Annotated in this window: 16 protein-coding genes; 10 read left to right on the top strand and 6 right to left on the bottom strand. The window is 66.3% G+C overall.

Annotation, left to right across the window (positions count from 1 at the left end; all coding sequences use genetic code 11):
* Nucleotides 1-43: 43 nt before the first annotated feature.
* Nucleotides 44-2,194 (top strand): polyribonucleotide nucleotidyltransferase, encoded by a 2,151-nt coding sequence (gene pnp, locus BLQ77_RS10720; protein ID WP_008883484.1) that lies wholly within the window; start codon nt 44-46, stop codon nt 2,192-2,194.
* Between the two features lie 90 nt (nt 2,195-2,284).
* On the opposite strand, the gene BLQ77_RS10715 is transcribed toward pnp, so the two are convergent.
* A complete protein-coding gene (locus BLQ77_RS10715) occupies nt 2,285-3,106 on the bottom strand; it encodes a DUF2711 family protein (protein ID WP_089959112.1) in 822 nt (273 codons plus the stop codon).
* Nucleotides 3,107-3,928: 822 nt separating this feature from the next.
* On the opposite strand from BLQ77_RS10715, the gene BLQ77_RS10710 reads away from it, so the two are divergent.
* Nucleotides 3,929-5,443, top strand: a complete 1,515-nt coding sequence (locus BLQ77_RS10710) for a catalase (RefSeq protein ID WP_089958747.1) — start codon at nt 3,929-3,931, stop codon at nt 5,441-5,443.
* Nucleotides 5,444-5,657: 214 nt separating this feature from the next.
* Here the strand turns inward: BLQ77_RS10710 and BLQ77_RS10705 are convergent, their stop codons facing one another.
* The gene (locus BLQ77_RS10705; protein WP_008883035.1) at nt 5,658-6,344 is read right to left on the bottom strand and encodes a response regulator transcription factor; all 687 of its coding nucleotides are present in this window, start codon (nt 6,342-6,344) and stop codon (nt 5,658-5,660) included.
* A gap of 154 nt (nt 6,345-6,498) precedes the next feature.
* Between BLQ77_RS10705 and ribA the strand changes: the two genes are divergently transcribed.
* Nucleotides 6,499-7,593: a GTP cyclohydrolase II gene (ribA, locus tag BLQ77_RS10700; RefSeq protein ID WP_089958744.1), complete on the top strand. Its 1,095-nt coding sequence runs from the start codon at nt 6,499-6,501 to the stop codon at nt 7,591-7,593.
* 21 nt (nt 7,594-7,614) lie between these two features.
* Nucleotides 7,615-8,136, top strand: coding sequence for a L,D-transpeptidase family protein (locus BLQ77_RS10695; RefSeq protein WP_089958740.1), 522 nt, complete (start codon nt 7,615-7,617; stop codon nt 8,134-8,136).
* Between the two features lie 283 nt (nt 8,137-8,419).
* Here BLQ77_RS10695 and BLQ77_RS10690 read toward each other — a convergent pair whose 3' ends face one another.
* Genes BLQ77_RS10690 through BLQ77_RS10680 form a run of 3 tightly spaced genes read right to left on the bottom strand, consistent with a single transcriptional unit; the run spans nt 8,420 to nt 11,413 of the window.
* Nucleotides 8,420-9,061 carry a GntR family transcriptional regulator gene (locus BLQ77_RS10690; protein ID WP_089958736.1) on the bottom strand — a complete coding sequence of 214 codons (642 nt, stop codon included), beginning with the start codon at nt 9,059-9,061 and terminating at the stop codon, nt 8,420-8,422.
* Nucleotides 9,058-10,212 (bottom strand): acetylornithine deacetylase, encoded by a 1,155-nt coding sequence (argE, locus tag BLQ77_RS10685; protein WP_089958733.1) that lies wholly within the window; start codon nt 10,210-10,212, stop codon nt 9,058-9,060. The genes BLQ77_RS10690 and argE overlap by 4 nt, the downstream gene beginning before the upstream one ends.
* A 4-nt stretch (nt 10,213-10,216) precedes the next feature.
* Nucleotides 10,217-11,413: a M24 family metallopeptidase gene (locus BLQ77_RS10680; RefSeq protein WP_089958729.1), complete on the bottom strand. Its 1,197-nt coding sequence runs from the start codon at nt 11,411-11,413 to the stop codon at nt 10,217-10,219.
* A 418-nt stretch (nt 11,414-11,831) separates the two neighbouring features.
* Between BLQ77_RS10680 and BLQ77_RS10675 the strand changes: the two genes are divergently transcribed.
* The 5 genes from BLQ77_RS10675 to BLQ77_RS10655 all read left to right on the top strand — a co-directional run bounded on the left by BLQ77_RS10675 (nt 11,832) and on the right by BLQ77_RS10655 (nt 18,500).
* Nucleotides 11,832-12,932, top strand: coding sequence for an ABC transporter ATP-binding protein (locus BLQ77_RS10675; protein ID WP_089958725.1), 1,101 nt, complete (start codon nt 11,832-11,834; stop codon nt 12,930-12,932).
* 142 nt (nt 12,933-13,074) lie between these two features.
* On the top strand, nt 13,075-14,181 hold the full coding sequence (locus tag BLQ77_RS10670; RefSeq protein WP_008883510.1) for an extracellular solute-binding protein: 1,107 nt from the start codon (nt 13,075-13,077) through the stop codon (nt 14,179-14,181).
* Between the two features lie 108 nt (nt 14,182-14,289).
* A complete protein-coding gene (locus tag BLQ77_RS10665) occupies nt 14,290-15,933 on the top strand; it encodes an ABC transporter permease (protein ID WP_089958722.1) in 1,644 nt (547 codons plus the stop codon).
* Between the two features lie 4 nt (nt 15,934-15,937).
* Nucleotides 15,938-17,128, top strand: a complete 1,191-nt coding sequence (locus tag BLQ77_RS10660; RefSeq protein WP_008883051.1) for an ABC transporter permease — start codon at nt 15,938-15,940, stop codon at nt 17,126-17,128.
* 121 nt (nt 17,129-17,249) lie between these two features.
* Nucleotides 17,250-18,500 carry a PAS domain-containing protein gene (locus BLQ77_RS10655; RefSeq protein ID WP_008883169.1) on the top strand — a complete coding sequence of 417 codons (1,251 nt, stop codon included), beginning with the start codon at nt 17,250-17,252 and terminating at the stop codon, nt 18,498-18,500.
* 357 nt (nt 18,501-18,857) lie between these two features.
* On the opposite strand, the gene BLQ77_RS10650 is transcribed toward BLQ77_RS10655, so the two are convergent.
* Nucleotides 18,858-19,340, bottom strand: a complete 483-nt coding sequence (locus BLQ77_RS10650; protein ID WP_165617074.1) for a lytic transglycosylase domain-containing protein — start codon at nt 19,338-19,340, stop codon at nt 18,858-18,860.
* A 150-nt stretch (nt 19,341-19,490) separates the two neighbouring features.
* Between BLQ77_RS10650 and BLQ77_RS10645 the strand changes: the two genes are divergently transcribed.
* The gene (locus BLQ77_RS10645) at nt 19,491-20,348 is read left to right on the top strand and encodes an SDR family oxidoreductase (RefSeq protein ID WP_089958714.1); all 858 of its coding nucleotides are present in this window, start codon (nt 19,491-19,493) and stop codon (nt 20,346-20,348) included.
* Nucleotides 20,349-20,361: the final 13 nt, after the last annotated feature.

Below are 20,361 nucleotides of genomic sequence, written 5' to 3'. Positions count from 1 at the left end.
AGACGCAGGAGGGCCTGCGAGCGCTCCCTTACAGGATACGACCATGTTCAACATTTCGAAGAAAAGCATGCAGTGGGGCGAAGAGACCCTCACTCTTGAGACGGGCAAGGTTGCCCGTCAGGCCGACGGCTCGGTCATCGCCACGCTTGGCGAAACCAGCGTCATGGCCAACGTGACCTTCGCAAAAGAGCCGAAGCCGGGTCAGGACTTCTTTCCGCTGACCGTCCACTACCAGGAAAAATACTATGCCGCGGGCAAGGTGCCCGGCGGCTTCTTCAAGCGCGAGGCGCGGCCGACCGAAAAGGAAACGCTGACCGCCCGCCTGATCGACCGCCCGATCCGTCCGCTGTTCGTCCCCGGCTTCAAGCATGAAGTGCTGGTGATGTGCACCGTGCTCAGCCACGACCTCGTCAACGATCCCGACATCGTCGCGATGATCGCCGCCTCCGCCGCCCTGACCATCTCGGGCGTGCCGTTCATGGGCCCGATCGCCGGTGCCCGCGTCGGCTTCGAGGATGGCGAATACGTGCTGAACCCGACCGTCGACGACATGCAGGGGCTGCGCAACAACCCCGAGCAGCGTCTCGACCTCGTCGTCGCCGGCACCAAGGACGCCGTGATGATGGTGGAATCGGAAGCCTACGAGCTGACCGAGGACGAGATGCTGGGCGCCGTGACCTTCGCGCACGAGCAGATCCAGCCGGTCATCGACCTCATCATCTCGCTGGCCGAAGAAGCCGCGAAAGAGCCGTTCGACTTCCAGGCGCCGGATTACTCCGAGCTCTTCGAAGTGGTGAAGGGCTTCGGTGAAGAGAAGATGCGCGCGGCCTACGCGATCTCCGACAAGCAGGAACGCGTTGCCGCCGTTTCCGCCGTCAAGGAAGAGATCAAGGGCCAGCTCAGCGAAGAGCAGCTCGAGGACGCGAACCTCGGCTCCGCGCTGAAGAAGCTCGAGTCCAACGTGCTCCGTGCTGACGTGGTGAAGAACAAGCGCCGCATCGACGGCCGCGCGCTCGACCAGGTCCGCCCGATCGTTTCGGAAACCTCGGTGCTGCCGCGGACCCACGGGTCGTCGCTGTTCACCCGTGGCGAAACCCAGGCGCTGGTCGTGACCACGCTGGGCACCGGCGACGACGAGCAGATCATCGACGCCCTGCATGGCAACTTCCGTTCGAACTTCCTGCTGCACTACAACTTCCCGCCGTACTCGGTCGGTGAGGTTGGCCGCGTGGGTTCGCCCGGTCGTCGCGAAATCGGCCACGGCAAGCTGGCATGGCGCGCGCTTCAGGCCGTGCTGCCCGCCCCGACCGACTTCCCCTACACCATCCGCGTGGTCTCCGAGATCACCGAGTCCAACGGCTCGTCCTCGATGGCATCCGTCTGCGGCGGCTCGCTGTCGATGATGGACGCGGGCGTTCCGCTCAAGGCGCCGGTGGCCGGTGTGGCCATGGGCCTCGTGCTGGAAGACGGCGGTGAGTATGCGGTCCTGACCGACATCCTTGGCGACGAGGATCACCTCGGCGACATGGACTTCAAGGTCGCAGGCACCGAGAACGGCATCACCTCGCTGCAGATGGACATCAAGGTCGCGGGCATCACCCCCGAGATCATGAAGCAGGCCCTGGCACAGGCCAAGGCAGGCCGTCTGCACATCCTCGCCGAGATGGCCAAGGCGCTCACCGAAGCCGGCGAGTTCTCGGTCCACGCACCGCGCATCGAGACCATGCAGATCCCGACCGACAAGATCCGTGAAGTGATCGGCTCGGGCGGCAAGGTGATCCGCGAGATCGTCGAAGTGTCCGGCGCCAAGGTCGACATCAACGACGATGGCGTGATCAAGATCGCTTCCGCCAACGGCGAGGCCATCCAGAAGGCCTACGACATGATCTACTCGATCGTCGCAGAGCCCGAGGAAGGCCACGTCTACAAGGGCAAGGTCGTGAAGATCGTCGACTTCGGCGCCTTCGTGAACTTCTTCGGCAAGCGTGACGGCCTCGTGCACGTCAGCCAGATCGAGAACCGCCGCCTGAACCATCCCTCGGACGTTCTGAAGGAAGGCCAGGAAGTCTACGTCAAGCTGCTTGGCTTCGACGACCGCGGCAAGGTCCGCCTGGCGATGAAGATGGTCGACCAGGAAACCGGTGAAGAGCTGCCGGAAGAGAAGAAATCGAAGAAGGAAGAGGCAGCCGACTGAGGCTGCCCACCCTCTGGAAAATGAAACGCCCCGGTCATCGTGCCGGGGCGTTTTCTTTTGGGCGGGCTTTCCGGCCGGATTGAGGCGCGGTCAGTTGCGGCGCGAGGCCGGTATTGCGTCCTCGGGGGCGAAGACCAGCGACGGCGTGTCGGCGCTGGCCCAGAAGCCCTCGAAGAAGCGGGCAGGGTCGGCCTGCCGGCGGCGCTCGTCGGTGAGCGCGAGCAGCCCCGCCACGTCGTCGTAGCCCCAGCTCAGCAGCATCCCCGGCGCCGCGACGGCCGCGAGCTTCTCGCCGGGCAGCACGGTGGCCGGGTTGTCGCGCGAGAAGGACTCGGTGGCGCAGCTGCGCGAGGCCTCGCGCCATTCGCTCCACAGCACCACACCGTCGAGCCCCAGCGCCTCGAGATAGCGCCCGAGCGCGGGCTCCATCACTGCGGGGAGCAGGTCCTCCTCGGGCGTGTAGAGGCCGGTTAGGGCGCAGTACTCCGCCAGCCCGGCGGCGATCTCGGCATCGTCCTCGGAAATCTCGCCCGCGATAACCTGAAGCCAGACGATGCGGGCGAAGCGTTCGAAGTCGGAGATGCCGAGCGCCATCGCGACCTCGGACCAGGGCACGGCGGTGCCGGTCTGCTTGATCAGGTCCTCGAACCCCTCGGGCGCGGGGTTGGCCGGTTCCGGCAGTTCGCCCTCCTCGATGCGGTCGACCAGCATCTCGGGGTCGAAGGGCAGGCGCACGGGCCCGTAGCTCGCGGTCTCCGGGGTGTAGCCCGGAACGCGGAAGAACGGGTTCAGGACCACGAAGACATGATCGTAGTCGTACTTCCACCAGTCGAGGACGGGGACATTGTCATAGGGGTGTTCAAGCCGGCGCGGCACGTCGGCCTGCAGCTTCTCGGAAAAGACGTCATTCATCGCATCGCCCATATCATGTGCGTATGGCGGTCCACAACGCGGGTGGAAATCGCATTGCATCACGCCTTGTTCGTAACGGAGGGAAAATTACGACTTTGTTAATCTTCTTATGGTGGAGTAATGCTAGATAGGATCTGCAAGCTCCACTCACGGACGGCCGCAGACAGGTGGGCTTCAGGCGGGGATTCCTGAAGCCCACCACGTTATCTGGGACACTTCCAGTGATGCCGGATTTTGTATTTGTTTCCCTATGGTTTCCTGGCGATGTTGTGCCTGTTTTGTCCGATATCCGGACGCCGGTGAGGGTCCGATTTCAGGAAACGCCCTATTTCCCTTGTATGCTGATCTTTCATGAAATCCCGTGCGCAAGCCTTTTGCACAGCCGGGGCGTTCACGAATTCCGAAAAAATGACTCCAAACTTACCTCTGCGACGGTCCATCGCCCCCTCTGACGCTGCGTCCGAAGCGGTCTTCGACCCGGGGCGCGCACCGAATCAGCCGGGCGGCGGACAAAAAAAGGCCGGGCAAAAAGCCCGGCCAGGTCCAACAGGGAGGTGCATGTGATTGCCCGCACATGCAACGGGACGTTTCGAATATAGGAGTTAGCCCTGTTCTGACAATGCGTCTCTGATCTGCCTCAAGTGCAACGCCGGTTTTCCGCTGATGGGGCAGGGAGGCTGCGAGAGCTCCCGCATGACGTGTGTCGGAACGAATGGTGCTCCCGTTCGTTCCACCACAATGCCGCGGACAGCTTCCGGTCTGCGCCACACCACGCCAACCCTTTCACGCCAGACAGCTCGCCAGAGAGAAAGCGAAGGACCCATGGCAGAGAAGCCGACACTCACCTCCACCTCCGGAGCGCCGTCCCCGACGAACCGCACCTCGCAGACCGCCGGCGGTCGCGGCCCAGTGCTGATGCAGGACCACCATCTCCTTGAAAAGCTGGCACATCAGAACCGCGAGCGGATCCCCGAGCGCGTCGTGCACGCCAAGGGATGGGGGCTGCAGGGCACCTTCACCGTGACCCACGACATCACGAGATACACCTGCGCCAACCTGTTTTCCCAGATCGGCAAGACCACCGAGGTGCTCTCGCGCTGGTCCACCGTGGCGGGCGAACGCGGCGCCGCCGATGCCGAGCGGGACGTGCGCGGTTTCGCCCTCAAGTTCTACACGGATGACGGCAACTGGGACATGGTCGGCAACAACACGCCGGTTTTCTTCGTCCGGGATGCCTTCAAATTTCCGGATTTCATCCGCACACAAAAGCGGCATCCGAAGACCAACATGCGGTCTCCGGAGGCAATGTTCGACTTCTGGGCGAGTCAGCCCGAATCAATTCACCAGGTCACCATCCTCATGTCGGATCGCGGCATCCCGCGCTCTCCGGCCCACATGAATGGCTATGGCTCGCACACGTTCTCGATGTGGAACGCCGCCGGCGAGCGCCACTGGGTCAAGTTCCACTTCCATACCCGTCAGGGCCACGAGTGGCTTTCGGATGCGAAGGCCGCCGAGATCATCGGCCAGACCCGCGAGAGCTACCAGGAAGAGCTCTGGAACATGGTGACCGAGGGGCGCTTCCCGAAATGGACCATGTTCATCCAGGTGATGACCGAGGAGCAGGCGCTTAAGACGCCGTTCAACCCGTTCGACCTGACCAAGGTCTGGCCGCACGCGGACTACCCGCTGATCGAGGTGGGCGAGCTCGAGATGCACACCATCCCCGAGAACTACTTCCAGATGGTCGAGAACGCCGCCTACAACGTCAACAACGTGGTGCCCGGCATCGGCTTCTCGCCGGACAAGATGCTGCAGGCGCGGATCTTCTCCTACGCCGACGCGCACCGCTACCGGCTTGGCACCCATTACGAGGCGCTGCCGGCGAACGCCCCCAGGAACGGCCGGGTGAACCACTACCACAAAGACGGCGCGATGCGGTTCTTCACCAACGACTTCGGCAATCCCGACGCCTATTACGAGCCCAACCAGTATGATGGGCCGGTGGCGGACGAGAGCGTGCAGGAGCCGCCGATGCGCATCGACCCAGAGGCTGTTGCCGCGCGCTTCGATCAGGTCGAGGACGACATCGACTACATCCAGCCCCGCGCGCTTTACGCCGACGTGCTGAACGATGAGGAGCGCGACCGGCTGCACCGCAACATGGCCGGCGGCATGGCGCCCTGCACCGACGGGGTCAAGGAGCGCTGGCTGGCGGTTCTGAAGAAGGTGCACCCGGAGTACGAGGCCGGGGTGCGCCGCGCGCTCGAGACCGGCGAGCACGGCGATCCGTCGCTGCCGGTGACCGACGACACGCCGATCCGCGCCGCCGAGTAACCCTGAGCCTCAGGAAAAAGCGAAGGGCCGCCCTAATCCCCGGGGCGGCCCTTTGTGATTTCTGTCGAAGGGGGCGCTGCCCCCGTCCGCGTGCCGCGGACTCCCCCGGAGTTTAAGAGCAAGATGAAGCCGGGGCCGCGGCGCCCTGTCTTCATCTTGCCGGATAAACTCCCGCCGGAGGCAGGCCGGATATTGCGGCCGGGCGCTCTGCCGCTCAGGCCACCAGACGGTAGCCGCCCGACTCGGTGACGAGGATGCGGGCGTTCGAGGGATCGGGCTCGATCTTCTGGCGCAGGCGGTAGATGTGGGTTTCCAGCGTGTGGGTGGTGACGCCGGCGTTGTAGCCCCAGACCTCGTGCAGCAGCACGTCACGCGGAACCACGCCCTCGGTCGAGCGGTAGAGGAACTTGAGGATGTTCGTCTCCTTCTCGGTCAGGCGGATCTTGCGCTCGTCATCGGTGACCAGCAGCTTCATCGCGGGCTTGAACGTGTAGGGGCCCACTGTGAAGACGGCGTCCTCGGACTGCTCGTGCTGGCGCAGCTGGGCGCGGATGCGGGCCAGCAGCACGGGGAACTTGAAGGGCTTGGTCACGTAGTCGTTGGCGCCGGCGTCGAGCCCGAGGATGGTGTCCGCGTCGGTGTCGTGGCCGGTCAGCATGATGATCGGTGCCTTGACGCCCTGCTTGCGCATCAGCCGGCAGAGCTCGCGCCCGTCGGTGTCGGGCAGGCCCACGTCGAGGATGATGAGCTCGTAGTTCTGCTCCTTGACCCGCGCCATGGCGGCGGCGCCGTTCTCGGCTTCGAAGACCTCGAAATCCTCGGTCATCACGAGCTGCTCTGCCAGCGCCTCGCGCAGGTCGTCGTCGTCGTCCACAAGCAGGATATTCTTGATCTGCGCCATGGGCTTGTCTCCTTGTCGTTTCGACATCACATGGAAACACCGTTGCGTGTGGGCAAGTTTTGCTGCACCAGTCTCACGCCCTCGTGTTGACGGAGGGCTTTTGTTACAGGATCGCAGCTGCTTTGTTTCAGCGCGCTTGCCCGGAAGGTCCCACATGCCCCTCTCGCCGAACCTGATGGAGATCCTCGCGCGGGCCCGCGCCGACCTGCGCATGGGCGTGCCGGTGGTGCTCGCGGGGGCGGACGGGGCGGGGATGATGATGCTGGCCGCCGAGACGGTATCGCAGGACCGGCTGGCGCTGTTCCATGACGCCGGGGGCGAGGGCGATCTCGTGCTGACGGCGCGGCGGGCGGCGACGCTGAAGGCGCGGGTCTATGACGGCGACCTGGCGCGGGTGGCGGTGCCGGCGGATGCCGGGCTCGACTGGGTGCGCAGCATCGCCGATCCCGCGGACGATCTGTCGATGCCGATGAAGGGCCCGCTGAAGGAGCGCCGCGGCGGCGACGTCTCGCTGCAGCGGCTGGCGCTCACGCTTGCCAAGTCGGCGCGGCTGCTGCCCGCGGCCCTGCTGCTGCCGGTCGAGGCGGCGCGGGCGGTGGCGCTGCGCGAGAACCTGACACTGGTGGACGGGGTGGCCGCCGCGCCGTCGATGCTGCTGCTCGCCAATCTCGATCACGTGGTCTCGGCGCGGGTGCCGCTGTCGCGGGCCGAGAACGCGCGGCTGCATATCTTCCGGCCGCAGGACGGCTCGGAGGAGCACTATGCCATCGAGGTCGGGCGGCCCGACCGCAGCGCCCCGGTGCTGGCGCGGCTGCATTCGGCCTGTTTCACCGGCGACGTGCTGGGCTCGCTCAAGTGCGATTGCGGCCCGCAGCTGCACGCGGCGCTCGGGCGCATGGGCGAGGAGGGGGCAGGGGTGCTGCTCTACCTCAACCAGGAGGGCCGGGGCATCGGGCTTGCCAACAAGATGCGGGCCTATGCGCTGCAGGACCAGGGGTTCGACACCGTCGAGGCCAACCACCGGCTGGGGTTCGAGGACGACGAGCGCGATTTCCGGCTCGGGGCCGAGATCCTGCGCCGGATGGGGTTCGGTTCGGTGCGGCTGCTGACCAACAACCCCAACAAGCTGGCGATGATGGAGCGCTGCGGCCTCGCGGTGACCGAGCGGGTGCCGCTGAAGGTCGGCAGGACCGCGTTCAACGCGCATTACCTTGCCACCAAGGCAGCGAAATCCGGGCATCTGCTGTAGGACTTCGGGAAGGAGAGCACGATGGAGATGGTTCTGACGACCATGGGGCTGCGCTTTGCCGGGCGGATCTGGCCCTGTTCCGTGGGACGCGGCGGGGTGAAGGCTGCCAAGCGCGAGGGCGACGGGGCGACGCCGGTGGGCGAGCACATGATCGTGGGAACGCTCTACCGGCCCGACCGGGTGCCGCGTCCGGCGCCCTGGGCCGCGCCGATCCTGCCGGGGGACCTGTGGTCCGACGACATGGGCGACGAGGCCTACAACCAGATGGTGCGCGCGCCTTACGCTGCGAGCCACGAGCGGATGCGCCGGGCCGATCCGCTCTATGACATCGTGCTGCTGACCGACTGGAACTGGCCCGAGGCGGTGCCGGGCTGGGGCTCGGCGATCTTCCTCCATCAGTGGCGGCGGCCGGGCTATGCGACCGAGGGCTGCATCGCCTTCCGCCGTGACCATCTCCGGCTTATCGCGGCATTGGCAGCGCCGGGCACGCGGTTGCTGGTGCCGGAGGGATTGGCGGGGTCGCGTCGGGGCGTGCGATTCTGATGTGCCACGTGGGGTGATGGGATCGGAGGGGGCTCTGCCCCCGTCGCGTGCCGCGACTCCCCCGGAGTTTATTCGGCAAGATGAAGGGTGGGGTCAGCGCGTCCTTCGGGTGGTGTTCATCGGGATTTGGGTGTGGCCGGGGTGACGTCCAGGCGGCATGCGTTGTGGTCCGGGTCTGTCTGGACTGCGCGTCGGGATGGGGCGGCGAGGGTGCAGGCGGGCACCGCCCGCGTCGCGTGCAGCGGCTCTCCCGGAGTTTATCCCGGCAAGATGGACGGCGGGGTCAGCGTGCCATGCGGGTGACGCTCATCGCGATGTGGGTGCGGCGGATGGCGGCGGCGGCCTGGGTGTCGCCGGTGGCGAGCGCGGCGGCGGTGTCCTGCATCTCGGAGAGGAAGATCGCGCATTCCGAGGCGAGGTCCATGCGCGGGATCGATTGCAGCCAGATCCGGGCGGTGAGGAAATAGAGCCGTTCGGCGGTGGAGCGCAGCGGCAGATTGTCGGTGAGCGACAGGCCGAAGCCGTGGTAGTCCATGTTGAGCTGCGCGAAGCTGCGGGCGTCGGGGCTGGCGACAAGTGCCGTGCCGCGGGCGACGTAGCCGGCGATGCCGGCCAGCACCTCGGCGGTGACCGGGGCCGGGTCGAGGTGGCCGACGAGCTCGGCGAGGTGCAGGCGCAGGCCGTAGACCTGTTCCATGCGCGCGAGATCGACGTCCGTCACCAGCGTGCCGACGCCGTGGCGGCTTTCGACGAGGCCCTCGTCCTCGAGCCGGGCCAGCACCCGGCGCAGCGGCGTGCGCGAGGTGCCGAACTCGTCCGCCAGCGCGGTCTCGGAAAGGCGGGTGCCCGGCGGGTAGTCGAGCAGGCAGATCCGGCTGCGCAGTTCCGCGTGCAGGCGCTGGTGGCGCGCTGCGGCGGTGCTCACGCGGCGATGCTTTTCGCGATGCCCTCGAGCATGGTCAGGCATTGCGAGAGCTGGTCGCGCGAGACGTATTCGTCGGGCTTGTGGGCCTGCGCGATCGAGCCCGGGCCGCAGACCACCACGGACATGCCCATCTCCTGGAACAGGCCGGCCTCGGTGCCGAAGGGCACGACGCCGGTGTCGTGGTTGCCGGTGAGCTGCGCCACGAGATCGCGGGCGGCGTTCTCGGGCATCGGCTCGAGTCCCGCGACCTCGCCGATCACCTGCGTGTCGATGCGGGCGGCGGGGTTGACCTTGCGCATGGCGGGCAGGAGCTCGGTCTCGACATAGGCCTGCAGCGCGTCCTTGACGAAGGCGGCGTCGCCCTGCTGGGCCGGGCGCATCTCCCAGTCGAGCTCGGCGAGGCCGGGGATCACGTTGTGCGCCACACCGCCCTGCAGGCGGCCGACGTTGATCGTGGTCCAGGGCGGGTCGAAGCGCGAATTGGCCGGCGTGCGTGTCTTCAGCGTCTCGGCGAGGCTCATCAGCCGGGTGACGTAGCGCACCGCGTATTCCACCGCGTTGACGCCGCGCTCTGGGGCGGAGCCGTGGCCCTCGAGCCCGTGGAAGCGGCAGGTGTACTCGCAGCAGCCCTTGTGGCCCTCGATGATGCGCATGTCGGTGGGCTCGCCCACGATGGCCATGCGCGGGCGGTAGCCGCGGCGCTGCAGCTCGGGCACCAGCGCGCGGGCGCCCATGCATCCGATTTCCTCGTCATGGGTGAAGCACAGGTGCACCGGCCGCTTCAGTGGCGTCTCGCAGAGCGGCGAGGCCATGGCCAGCGCGGCGGCAATGAAGCCCTTCATGTCGCAGGCGCCACGGCCGTGCAGCAGGTCGTTGCGCTCGGTGAGGGCGAAGGGGCTCGAATGCCAGACCTGGTCGGTGACCGGCACCACGTCGGAATGGCCCGAGAGCACCACGCCGCCCGGCACGTCCGGGCCAATGGTGGCGAACATGTTGGCCTTGGCGCCGGAGGAATCGGCGAAGAGCTCGACCTTGGCGCCGTGGTGTTCGAGCCGGTCCGCCATCCAGCCCATCATGTCGAGGTTGCTGTCGCTCGAGACGGTGGGAAAGGAGATGAGTTCGGCGAGGATCGTTTCGGTGGCTTGCAGCATCGGGTCAGTCCTTCACGAACATCTTGCGGGGGCGGTCGCAGAAGCATTCTGCCGGGCCGTCTTCGGTGATCAGGATGGATTCGGTGATCTCGAGCCCCCAGTCGGACATCCACAGGCCGGGCATGAAGTGGAAGGTCATGCCGGGTTGCAGCTCGGTCTCGTCCTCGGCACGCAGCGAGATGGTGCGCTCGCCCCAGTCGGGCGGGTAGCTGAGGCCGATGGGGTAGCCGCAGCGGGCGCCGCGCTCGATGCCGGCGCGCTCCAGAGGGGCGGCCAGCGCGTTGGCAATGTCGCAGGCGCGGTTGCCGGCGCGGGCGGCCTCGATCCCGGCCTCGAGCCCTTCGACGAGGGCGGCCTCGGCGGCAAGAAAGAGGTCGGGCGGCTCGCCGAGGAAGATCGTGCGGCAGAACGGCGTGTGGTAGCGGCGGTAGCAGCCGGCGATCTCGAAGAAGGTCGCCTCGCCCTTGTTGAAGGGCCTGCCGTCCCAGGTCAGGTGCGGGGCGGCGGCGTCCGAGCCCGAGGGCAGCAGCGGCACGATGGCGGCGTAGTCGCCCCAGTCGTCGCCGACGCCGAGGATGGCGTCGCGCTGGATCTCGGCCACCACCGCGTTCTTGGCCACGCCGGGCTCGACGCGCTCGAGCAGGCCGTCGACGATCTTTTCCGAGATCTTCGCGGCCTTGCGCATGAAGGCGATCTCTTCCGCGGACTTGATGCCGCGCTGCCAGTTCACCAGCGCCGTGGCGTCGATGAGCTTGGCCTGCGGCAGGCTGGCGGCGAGCGACATGTAGGCCTTGGCGGAGAAGTAGTAATTGTCCATCTCGACGCCGAGGCGCGCGCCCTCGTGGCCCATGCCGATCAGGCGCTGGGCGAGGTCCTCCATCGGGTGACGCTCGGTCGACTGCACGTAGTTGTCGGCGTAGCCGATGACGCGGTCGTCGCCCATCCATACCGTGCGCACCGCGCCGTTGGTGTCCTGGTTGCGGCCCCACCACACCGGGTCGGCGTCCTGGAACACCAGGACGCCCTGGTGCACGTAGAAGGACCAGCCGTCATAGGCGGTGAGCCAGGCCATGTTCGAGGGGTCGGTGACCAGCAGTACCTCGATGCCCGCGCGCTCCATGGCAGCACGGGTCAGCGCGAGACGTCGTTCGTATTCCGCCTCGGAGAAGGGAAGATCCTTCTGGAATCGGTGCTGGCGCATGGGAAACTCCGGTCTTGGGTCTCTGTCCAGCTAGACTGTTGTGTACAACTCTGACTGCCATAAACCGACATCCGGTGTCGCAAGCAGGGCATTCTGACGAAAATGGCCGCGACTGCCGAAAAATCATGCAAACGCAGACTCGAAACTGCGTGATTTCAAGGGGTCAGGCCGGGTTCAAGGCCTTCGTGACCGCCCGACGCCCCGAAGAGTTTCCCAAGGGGAAGCGCCGATTTTCCCGATGAGCGGCGGTCCTATGGCGCTTTTCGCCTGCGGAGTGCCGCTTTTCTGCCCGGGCTTCCCGTCTTCGCCGGGCTAGCCTTTGTTTCGCGCCTATCCGGTTGCAAGACTTCGCCGGACGCGGTTTAGTTTGGGGCAAGACAGCGGAAACAATCCGCGAGACATAAACGGGGAGCCGGATTTGCCAGATACCGGAGTAAACGACGCATTCGTCGCCTTCGAACGTGTTCAGAAAAGCTATGACGGCGAGACACTCGTCGTCAAAGACCTGAACCTCTCTTTGCCCAAGGGCGAGTTCCTGACCATGCTCGGGCCGTCCGGATCGGGCAAGACCACCTGCCTGATGATGCTGGCGGGGTTCGAAACAGCCACCCATGGCGAGATCAAGCTCGACGGGGTCAGCATCAACAACATCCCGCCTCACAAGCGCGGCATCGGGATGGTCTTCCAGAACTACGCGCTCTTCCCCCACATGACCGTCGCAGAGAACCTCAGCTTCCCGCTCGAGGTGCGCAAGATCGGCAAGTCCGAGCGCGAGCAGAAGGTCAAGCGGGCGCTCGACATGGTCGAGATGGGCGCCTTTGGCGGCCGCCGTCCGGCGCAGCTTTCGGGTGGTCAGCAGCAGCGGATCGCCCTAGCCCGCGCGCTGGTGTTCGAGCCGGAGCTGGTGCTGATGGACGAACCGCTCGGCGCGCTCGACAAGCAGCTGCGCGAGAAGATGCAGTTCGAGATCACCAGCCTCGCGCACCAGCTTGGCATCACCACGGTCTACGTGACGCACGACCAGACCGAGGCGCTGACCATGTCGGACCGCGTGGCGGTGTTCAACGACGGCCGGATCCAGCAGCTCGCGCCGCCGGACGAGCTTTACGAGGCGCCGCAGAACAGCTTCGTGGCGCAGTTCATCGGCGAGAACAACACGCTGGAAGGTGTGGTGAAGGAGATCAGCGGAGACCGCTGCACCGTGCAGCTGGACGGGGGCGAGATGATCGACGCCCGCCCCGTCAACGTGAGCAAGGTCGGCGACCGCACCCGCGTGTCGATCCGGCCCGAACGGGTCGAGCTTGACCCGCAGCTTGGCGATGAGTCCCATACCCTGAAGGCCACGGTAAAGGAATTCATCTACATGGGTGATATCTTCCGCACCCGGCTTTCGGTGGCAGGCAACGACGAGTTCGTCATCAAGACGCGTAACCGTCCTGACCAGCGCCGCCTGCGCCCGGGCGAAGAGATCACCATCGGCTGGTTGCCGGAGGATTGTCGCGCGCTCGACGCCGACTGACGCTCGCGCCGGCGCCTTGCGCCGGCCGGGTTGCAGTACATCGGAAGGGGCGGGCGATCCCGCCTCCCGCCGGACAGGACCGTCGCGTAGACCCGTCGTGCGGTTCGTACATAGTGAACGGGTTGAAATGGGAGCCAATAGTATGAAATTCAGCAAAACCCTTCTGGCAACGACGGCGCTGACGGTCGCCGCGGGTGCAGTGGCGGCGCAGGAAATGTCCGACAGCATGACCATCGTGTCGTGGGGCGGCGCCTACCAGAACAGCCAGATCAAGGCCTATTCCGAGCCTTACCTTGAGATGCACCCCGAGCTTCAGATCTCGTGGGACGAATCCTCGAACGAGGCGGTGGCCAAGCTGCGCGCCATGAACGAGGCCGGCAACATCACCTGGGATCTCGTTGACGTGGAAGCGGCCGACGCAATCCGCCTGTGCGACGAAGGCCTTGCGATGGAGGTCGACCACGACGAGATCCTGGCGGCAGGCGAAGACGGCTCGTCCGCCACGGACGACTTCGGCGATTCCATCGTGTCCGACTGCTTCATCCCGCAGATCGTGTTCTCGACCACCGTGGGCTACCGTACCGATCTCGTGGGCGACACCCCGCCCAGCGACATCTGCGCGATCTTCGATCTGGAAACCTATCCGGGCAAGCGGTCGCTGAACAAGCGTCCCATCGGCAACGTCGAATGGGCCCTGCTCTGCGACGGCGTCCCCAAGGACGAGATCTACGACGTGCTGGCGACCCCCGAAGGGCAGGACCAGGCGCTGGCCAAGCTCGACAGCATCAAGGACCAGGTGGTCTGGTGGTCGGCCGGTGCCGATACGCCGCAGCTGCTGGCCGATGGCGAAGTGATCATGGGATCGACCTACAACGGTCGCCTGTTCTCGGCCATCGCCGAGCAGGATCAGCCCATCGGCATGCTGTGGGACGCACAGATGCTCGACTTCGACGGCTGGATCATCCCCGAAGGTCTGCCCGAGGACCGTCTGGCCCGCGTGAAGGACTTCCTGCTCTTCGCCACCGACACCCAGCGCCTGGCCGATCAGGCCGCCTACATCTCCTACGGCCCGGCCCGTGCCTCGTCCGCGCCGCTGGTCGGCAAGCACGCCGAGCTCGGCATCGAGATGGCGCCGCACATGCCGACCGATCCGGCCAACGCCACCAATGTCTTCGTGACCCAGTACGAATTCTGGGCTGACTATCGCGACGACATCGACGCGAAATTCCAGGCCTGGCTGGCCAAGTAAGTCAGCGTGGGGGCGGACCAGGCGTCCGCCCCCGCCGCGACGGGCACCTGCCCGCAACAGTGCATCCGCAAGAGACCGCACGGAAATAACATGACAACGGGGACCCCCATGACCGATGCAAGCGCAGAGGACAAAGCCTCCGGCCCGATGCTGGCCGCCGATGGCACGCCGCTGAAGAAAAGCCTGGCACGGGCGCTGCGGATGGAAAAGATCCGGGCATCGATGCTGATCGCACCGCTGCTGCTTTTCGTGCTCGTTACCTTCATCGCGCCGATCGCGGACATGCTGTTCCGCTCGGTCGAGAACGAGATCGTCTCGGACACCATGCCGCTGACCACCGAGGCGCTCGAGGATTGGGACGGCGAAGGGCTTCCCGGCGACGCCGCGTTCGAGGCCGCCTACTACGATATCTTCCTCGCCGCCGAGCAGAAGAATCACACCCGCCTCGGGACCCGCCTCAATTACGAGATGACCGGCGCCTCGTCGCTGTTCCGCAAGTCGGGCCGCGGGCTCGACGACATCGGCGAGGTCTACCAGGACCAGTTCGAGGACCTGAACAAGGACTGGGACGAGGCCGCTACATGGGTCGAGCTTCTGGGCGACCCCGACTGGCTCGCCGAGCAGAAGGAGTGGGCCGCGAGCGAAGAGGGCCGCCAGCCCCGCTTCAAGCTCCGCGAGGGCATGGACGAGCTGCTGCCCGTCACCTCGCGTGAATACGCGACCTTCGCCAGGTACCAGCAACGCGAAGAAAGGAAGAACCTGCTCGAGGAAGAGCCCTGGTCCGCGGTGCACACCGCGCTCTACGAGGATCTCGCCGCGGGGGATATGTCGTCCTACAACGGGCCCCGCGCCGACATGCTCAAGGCCGCGGACGAGCTCGTCGCAGGTGCGGACTTCGAGACCGTGACCTTCCGGGACGGCTTCGAGGAGATCGACCGCGACTGGGTGAAGCCCGAGATCTGGCGTACCATCAAGCTCTACAGCCCGAACTACACCTCCGGCTACTTCCTGAACTCGGTCGACATGCAGCTGACCCCCGATGGGGTAGAGGCCCGGCCCGAGAACCAGCGCATCTACATCATGCTGTTCCAGCGTACCCTGTTCATGTCGATGGTCATCACCTTCAGCTGCATCCTGCTCGGCTACCCTGTGGCCTACATCCTGTCGAACCTGCCGTCGCGGACCGCCAACCTGCTGATGATCCTCGTGCTGCTGCCGTTCTGGACCTCGCTGCTGGTGCGTACCAGCGCGTGGAAGGTGATGCTGCAGCAACAGGGCGTCATCAACGACGTGCTCGTCTGGATCGGCCTCGTCTCCGACGGCGACCGGCTGGTGATGATCAACAACCAGTTCGGCACCATCGTCGCCATGACGCACATCCTGCTGCCGTTCATGATACTGCCGATGTACTCGGTGATGTCGACGATCCCGCCATCCTACGTGCGCGCTGCCAAGTCGCTGGGGGCGACCAACTGGACGACCTTCTGGCGGGTCTACTTCCCGCAGTCGGTGCCGGGCATCGGGGCGGGCTCGATCCTCGTCTTCATCCTGTCGATCGGCTACTACATCACCCCCGAGATCGTCGGCGGCACCACCGGTACCTTCATCTCGAACCGGATCGCCTACCACATCTCGTCCTCGCTCAACTGGGGCCTCGCGGCCGCGCTGGGCACGATCCTGCTAGCGGTGGTCCTGCTCCTCTACTGGGCCTACGACCGCATCGTCGGCATCGACAACGTGAAGCTGGGGTAAGGCCATGAACGACGTCATCCTCACGCCCGCGGGCAAGAAACCCCTGTCCTTCACCCTGCCGGTGGTCGCTGCCGCAGGTGCCTTCGCCGGGATCTTCATCGGCGCCGCCAACGGCTCGGTGCTGCTCGGGCTGGTCGCCGGGGCGATCCTGCTCGCCATCATCGGGCTGGTCTTCGTCTCGGTGCTCGGCAAGGGCGCCGAGCGCGCCGCCCGCTGGGGGCTGGTCGCGGTCTTCGCCATCGCCGGCTTCCTGCTCGGAGGCATCCCCGGCGCGGTGATCGGGGCGCTCTTCGGCTGGTTCTTCGGCTGGTTCGTCTACTGGATCGGCTACGGCCGCTACCGGGTCCGCCTCGTGCCCTACCTGACCCCGGGGCAGGTGCTCTGGCACTACACGTTCCGGGTGATCTGCGGGGCAATCTTCGTCTTCCTGATCACGCCGATCCTCGTGGTCATGCCGCTGTCGTTCAACGCGCAGGACTTCTTCACCTTCACCCCGGAGATGCTGCGTTTCGACCCCGCCGGCTACTCGCTGAAGCACTACCGCGACTTCCTGACCAACCCGGAATGGACCCGGGCGGTGAAGAACTCGCTGCTGATCGCTCCGGTGGCGACGTTGATCTCGGTGTCGCTGGGCACGCTGGCGGCCATCGGTCTGTCGCAGTCGCACGTGCCGGGCAAGCGCACGATCATGGCGATCCTGATCTCGCCGATGATCGTGCCGCTGATCATCTCGGCCACCGGCATGTACTTCTTCTACTCGAAGATCGGCATCGTCGGCACCTACTGGGGCGTCGTGCTGGCCCACGCCGTGCTGGGCATCCCCTTCGTGATCATCACCGTGACCGCGACGCTGGTGGGCTTCGACCGCTCGCTGACCCGGGCGGCGGCGAACATGGGCGCGAACCCGGTGACCACCTTCTTCCGGGTGCAGATGCCGCTGATCCTGCCGGGCGTGATCTCGGGCGGCCTCTTCGCCTTCATCACCTCCTTCGACGAGGTGGTGGTGGTGCTCTTCATCGGCTCGGCCGAACTGCAGACGCTGCCCTGGCAGATGTTCACCGGCCTGCGCGAGCAGATCTCGCCGACCATCCTCGCCGCGGCGACGATCCTCGTCGGCATCTCGATCCTGCTGCTGGCCTCGGTGGAGATGCTGCGTCGCCGGTCCGAGCGCCTGCGGGGCATGAGCCCCGGCTGATCCGGGCGGGACCTGTCGCAAGGTCATGAGCGCGGGCGGAAATCTCCGCCCGCGTTCACGTTCTGGAAAGGCGCTTCGTGCAATCTCCGGGCCAATGCCGCCCTGATTGCGCGAGGTCCTGATGTCGCAACATGATTCCCAGCTCGTTTCCCAGACCCGCAGCAGCGGCGTGGGGGAGGTGCCGTTCGAGCCGGGGGGGATGTTCTATTCCCGCACCGATGAACGCGGCGTGATCATCGAAGGCAACAGCGTCTTCCGACGCATCTCGGGCTACATGTGGGAAGAGCTGAAGGGCGCGCCGCACAAGCTCGTGCGCCACCCGGACATGCCCAAGGGGGTCTTCAACCTGTTCTGGGAGCGGCTGAAGAACCGGCAGGAGGTGTCGGCCTACGTCAAGAACCGCACCAAGGACGGGCGCTTCTACTGGGTGCTCGCGGTGGCCTGGCCCATCAAGGACGGGTACCTGTCGGTGCGGATCAAGCCGCATACGCCGCTCTTCCACGAGGTGCAGGCGCTCTATGCAGAGCTGCGCAAGGCCGAGCTCGAAGAGAACGTCAGCCCCGCGCGCAGCACCGAAGCGCTGCTCGAGGCGCTGCAGGCCAAGGGGTTCGAGGATTACGACGCCTTCATGTCCGCCGCGCTGTCGCTGGAACTGGAGGAGCGGTCGAAGCGCACCAACGTGCCGCTCGACCCGCGTCAGCTGCGCTTCCTCACCATGTCGCGGACCATCGCCCAGATCCGGGACGAGACCGACGAGATGACCGAGATCATCAAGGCGATCCGAACCGTGCCGATGAACATGCGGATCCTCGCCTCGCGGCTCGAGAACGCGGGCGGCCCGATCAGCGCGATCTCGGTGAACTACGGTTCGATGCTCGACGAGATGGCCAGCTGGGTGCGCGACTTCATGGACGGCAAGGACAGCACTTATGTCCGCATGCGCGAGACCATCGAGCGCGGCCAGTTCCTCGTCGGCGCCGCGATCATGCAGCGCGAGATGTCGCTGCTCTTCGAAGAGGATCTCAAGGGCGCGCCGGACACCACCGCGCTCAGCGAGGACAAGGCGACGCTGCAGCTCGAGGCGGACAATTTCCGCAAGCTCGCCCAGGAATCGCTGAAGGTGGTCGAGGCCGAGGCCACGCGGCTCGGCCGCAGCGTGCTCGACATGAAGCGCTACGTCACCGGTCTCAGCTCGACCCGGATGATGTGCAAGATCGAGAGCGCGGCGCTGAACGGCTCCGGCGACTCGCTCTCGGGCATCGTCGACCAGCTCGACGCGGGGCAGGACGAGATCGAGGCCCGGCTGGCGCGGATCGTGGAACTCAACACGATCATCCAGTCGAACACAGCCATGCTGCGGGCGGTGACCTGAGGTCGGGTTATCGTTGCGGGTGTCGCGGCTCGGCCCGGGGCTGGTAGGGGAGGGCGCGCTGCGGACTTCCTTGCCGCCCGGCGTGACGCTGGCTTAGGCGGGCGGATCTGAGAGCACCGTAGCCCTTTGGTTCGCCATCGGGTCAACAGCCCCGTCGCTCGCGATCGTTCCAACAGCCCTTTTGGCCGCCAGCCGGCCGAAACGCCATCCATGGCGCCAGCCATCGAGACCGGTGACGCGAGCGCGTGCTCTCGGATTGAAGGCTCGGCGCGGCCTCGGACCCAAGCCTCCGGCAGGACGCGACGGAGAATCAAACGTCGCCCGCGCTCGGGATCGAGCCGTGCCGGAACGACCGCCTCAGCCCGGTCGCAGCCCGGTCTCGACCAGCATACCGCGGCGCTTGGCCTCGTAGTAGTAGCCCCGCGCATACCAGCCGATGGCGCTGTCCTGGCTGCCGTTGGACAGAAGCCACGCGCCCCGCAGGTACTTCACCCCGAACCGGAGGTTGGTGTCCGCGTTGAGCAGATCGCGTGCCTCACCCTGGAATCCCATGGTCCGCGCGGTCTGCGGCAGGATCTGGAGCAGCCCGTAGTAGGGACCGTTGCGCGCTGTCGGGGTGTGGGTGCTCTCGCGGATCGCCAGACGGTGCACGAGCGGGCGCGGCACCTCGTAGTGATCGGACCACTTGTTGATGAGCTGGCGCAGCTCGGGCGTTTCGTTGGGGTAGAGCGGCGGATCATGCCGCCCGGGCTTGGCCTCTTCGCGAGCAGGCCCACTGCTGCAGGCGGCAAGCGCTCCAAGAATGAGCAGGAGCCCCGTACGGCGCGAGTAGCTGGTCATCATCGAATCCCTGGCAACGACGTCGCGGATTTCTAGCCCAACATCGCAAATCTGCCTATCCCGCAGGGCCGCGCGGTCCAGCGCATGGGCGCTTCGCCGCCGAAACCGCACCCGCTTGCAAATCGCCGCGGCAGAACCCAGTTTGCGTGCATGACATCCACGCTTCTTTCGCTCGGCCACGGCTACTCCGCGCGCGCGCTGGCGCGCCGCCTCCTTCCGCAGGGCTGGACCGTGCTCGGCACCACCCGCGATCCTGGGAAGGCAGACGCGCTGCGCGCCGAGGGCGTCGAGCCCATCGCCTGGGACCGTGCCGCCGTCGCCGAGGCACTGGGGCGCGCCACCCACCTGTTGGTCTCCGCCGGTCCCGACGCCGACGGCGACCCGTCGCTGCGGCTCTGCCGCGACGCCATCGCCGCGCGGGCCCCAGCTCTGGACTGGGCGGGGTACCTCTCGACCACCGGGGTCTACGGCGATCACGGCGGCGATTGGGTCGACGAGGACACGCCGCTCACCCCCGGCACACGCCGCGGCCAGTGGCGTCTGCAGGCCGAGACCGACTGGCGCGCCGTTCCGGGGCTGCCGCTGCACATCTTCCGGCTGGCGGGGATCTACGGCCCGGGCCGCGGCCCCTTCGAGAAGGTCCGCAACGGCACCGCCCGGCGCATCGTCAAGCCGGGGCAGGTGTTCTCGCGCATCCATGTCGAGGACATCGCGCAGGTGCTCGAGGCCTCGATCCGGAAGCCCGCGCCCGGCAGCGCCTACAACCTCTGCGATGACGACCCGGCGCCGCCGCAGGACGTGCTGCTGCACGCGGCCGAGCTGCTGGACGTGGCGCCGCCGCCGGAGATCGCCTTCGACGCGGCCGAGATAAGCCCGATGGCGCGCAGCTTCTACGCCGAGAACAAGCGCGTCTCGAATCGGCGCATCAAGGATGAGCTGGGGGTGCAGCTGCGCTACCCGGACTACCGTGCCGGCCTGCGCGCGCTGCTGGACGAAGAACAGGGCTGAGGCGGGGCGCCTG

This window comes from Salipiger thiooxidans (genome assembly GCF_900102075.1).
Lineage (GTDB): Bacteria > Pseudomonadota > Alphaproteobacteria > Rhodobacterales > Rhodobacteraceae > Salipiger > Salipiger thiooxidans.
Note: the sequence above shows the minus strand (reverse complement) of the source record. Positions and strands in the feature narration are given on the sequence as shown.

Excerpts from the sequence above, each read along its gene's own strand:
- BLQ77_RS10710 (WP_089958747.1), top strand. The coding sequence starts at position 3,929 with ATGGCAGAGAAGCCGACACTCACCTCCACCTCCGGAGCGCCGTCCCCG.
- pnp (WP_008883484.1), top strand. The coding sequence starts at position 44 with ATGTTCAACATTTCGAAGAAAAGCATGCAGTGGGGCGAAGAGACCCTC.
- BLQ77_RS10705 (WP_008883035.1), bottom strand. The coding sequence starts at position 6,344 with ATGGCGCAGATCAAGAATATCCTGCTTGTGGACGACGACGACGACCTG.
- BLQ77_RS10650 (WP_165617074.1), bottom strand. The coding sequence starts at position 19,340 with ATGACCAGCTACTCGCGCCGTACGGGGCTCCTGCTCATTCTTGGAGCG.
- BLQ77_RS10665 (WP_089958722.1), top strand. The coding sequence starts at position 14,290 with ATGACCGATGCAAGCGCAGAGGACAAAGCCTCCGGCCCGATGCTGGCC.
- BLQ77_RS10655 (WP_008883169.1), top strand. The coding sequence starts at position 17,250 with ATGTCGCAACATGATTCCCAGCTCGTTTCCCAGACCCGCAGCAGCGGC.
- BLQ77_RS10715 (WP_089959112.1), bottom strand. The coding sequence starts at position 3,106 with ATGAATGACGTCTTTTCCGAGAAGCTGCAGGCCGACGTGCCGCGCCGG.
- BLQ77_RS10660 (WP_008883051.1), top strand. The coding sequence starts at position 15,938 with ATGAACGACGTCATCCTCACGCCCGCGGGCAAGAAACCCCTGTCCTTC.
- argE (WP_089958733.1), bottom strand. The coding sequence starts at position 10,212 with ATGCTGCAAGCCACCGAAACGATCCTCGCCGAACTCATCTCCTTTCCC.
- BLQ77_RS10680 (WP_089958729.1), bottom strand. The coding sequence starts at position 11,413 with ATGCGCCAGCACCGATTCCAGAAGGATCTTCCCTTCTCCGAGGCGGAA.
- BLQ77_RS10695 (WP_089958740.1), top strand. The coding sequence starts at position 7,615 with ATGGAGATGGTTCTGACGACCATGGGGCTGCGCTTTGCCGGGCGGATC.
- BLQ77_RS10645 (WP_089958714.1), top strand. The coding sequence starts at position 19,491 with ATGACATCCACGCTTCTTTCGCTCGGCCACGGCTACTCCGCGCGCGCG.
- ribA (WP_089958744.1), top strand. The coding sequence starts at position 6,499 with ATGCCCCTCTCGCCGAACCTGATGGAGATCCTCGCGCGGGCCCGCGCC.
- BLQ77_RS10670 (WP_008883510.1), top strand. The coding sequence starts at position 13,075 with ATGAAATTCAGCAAAACCCTTCTGGCAACGACGGCGCTGACGGTCGCC.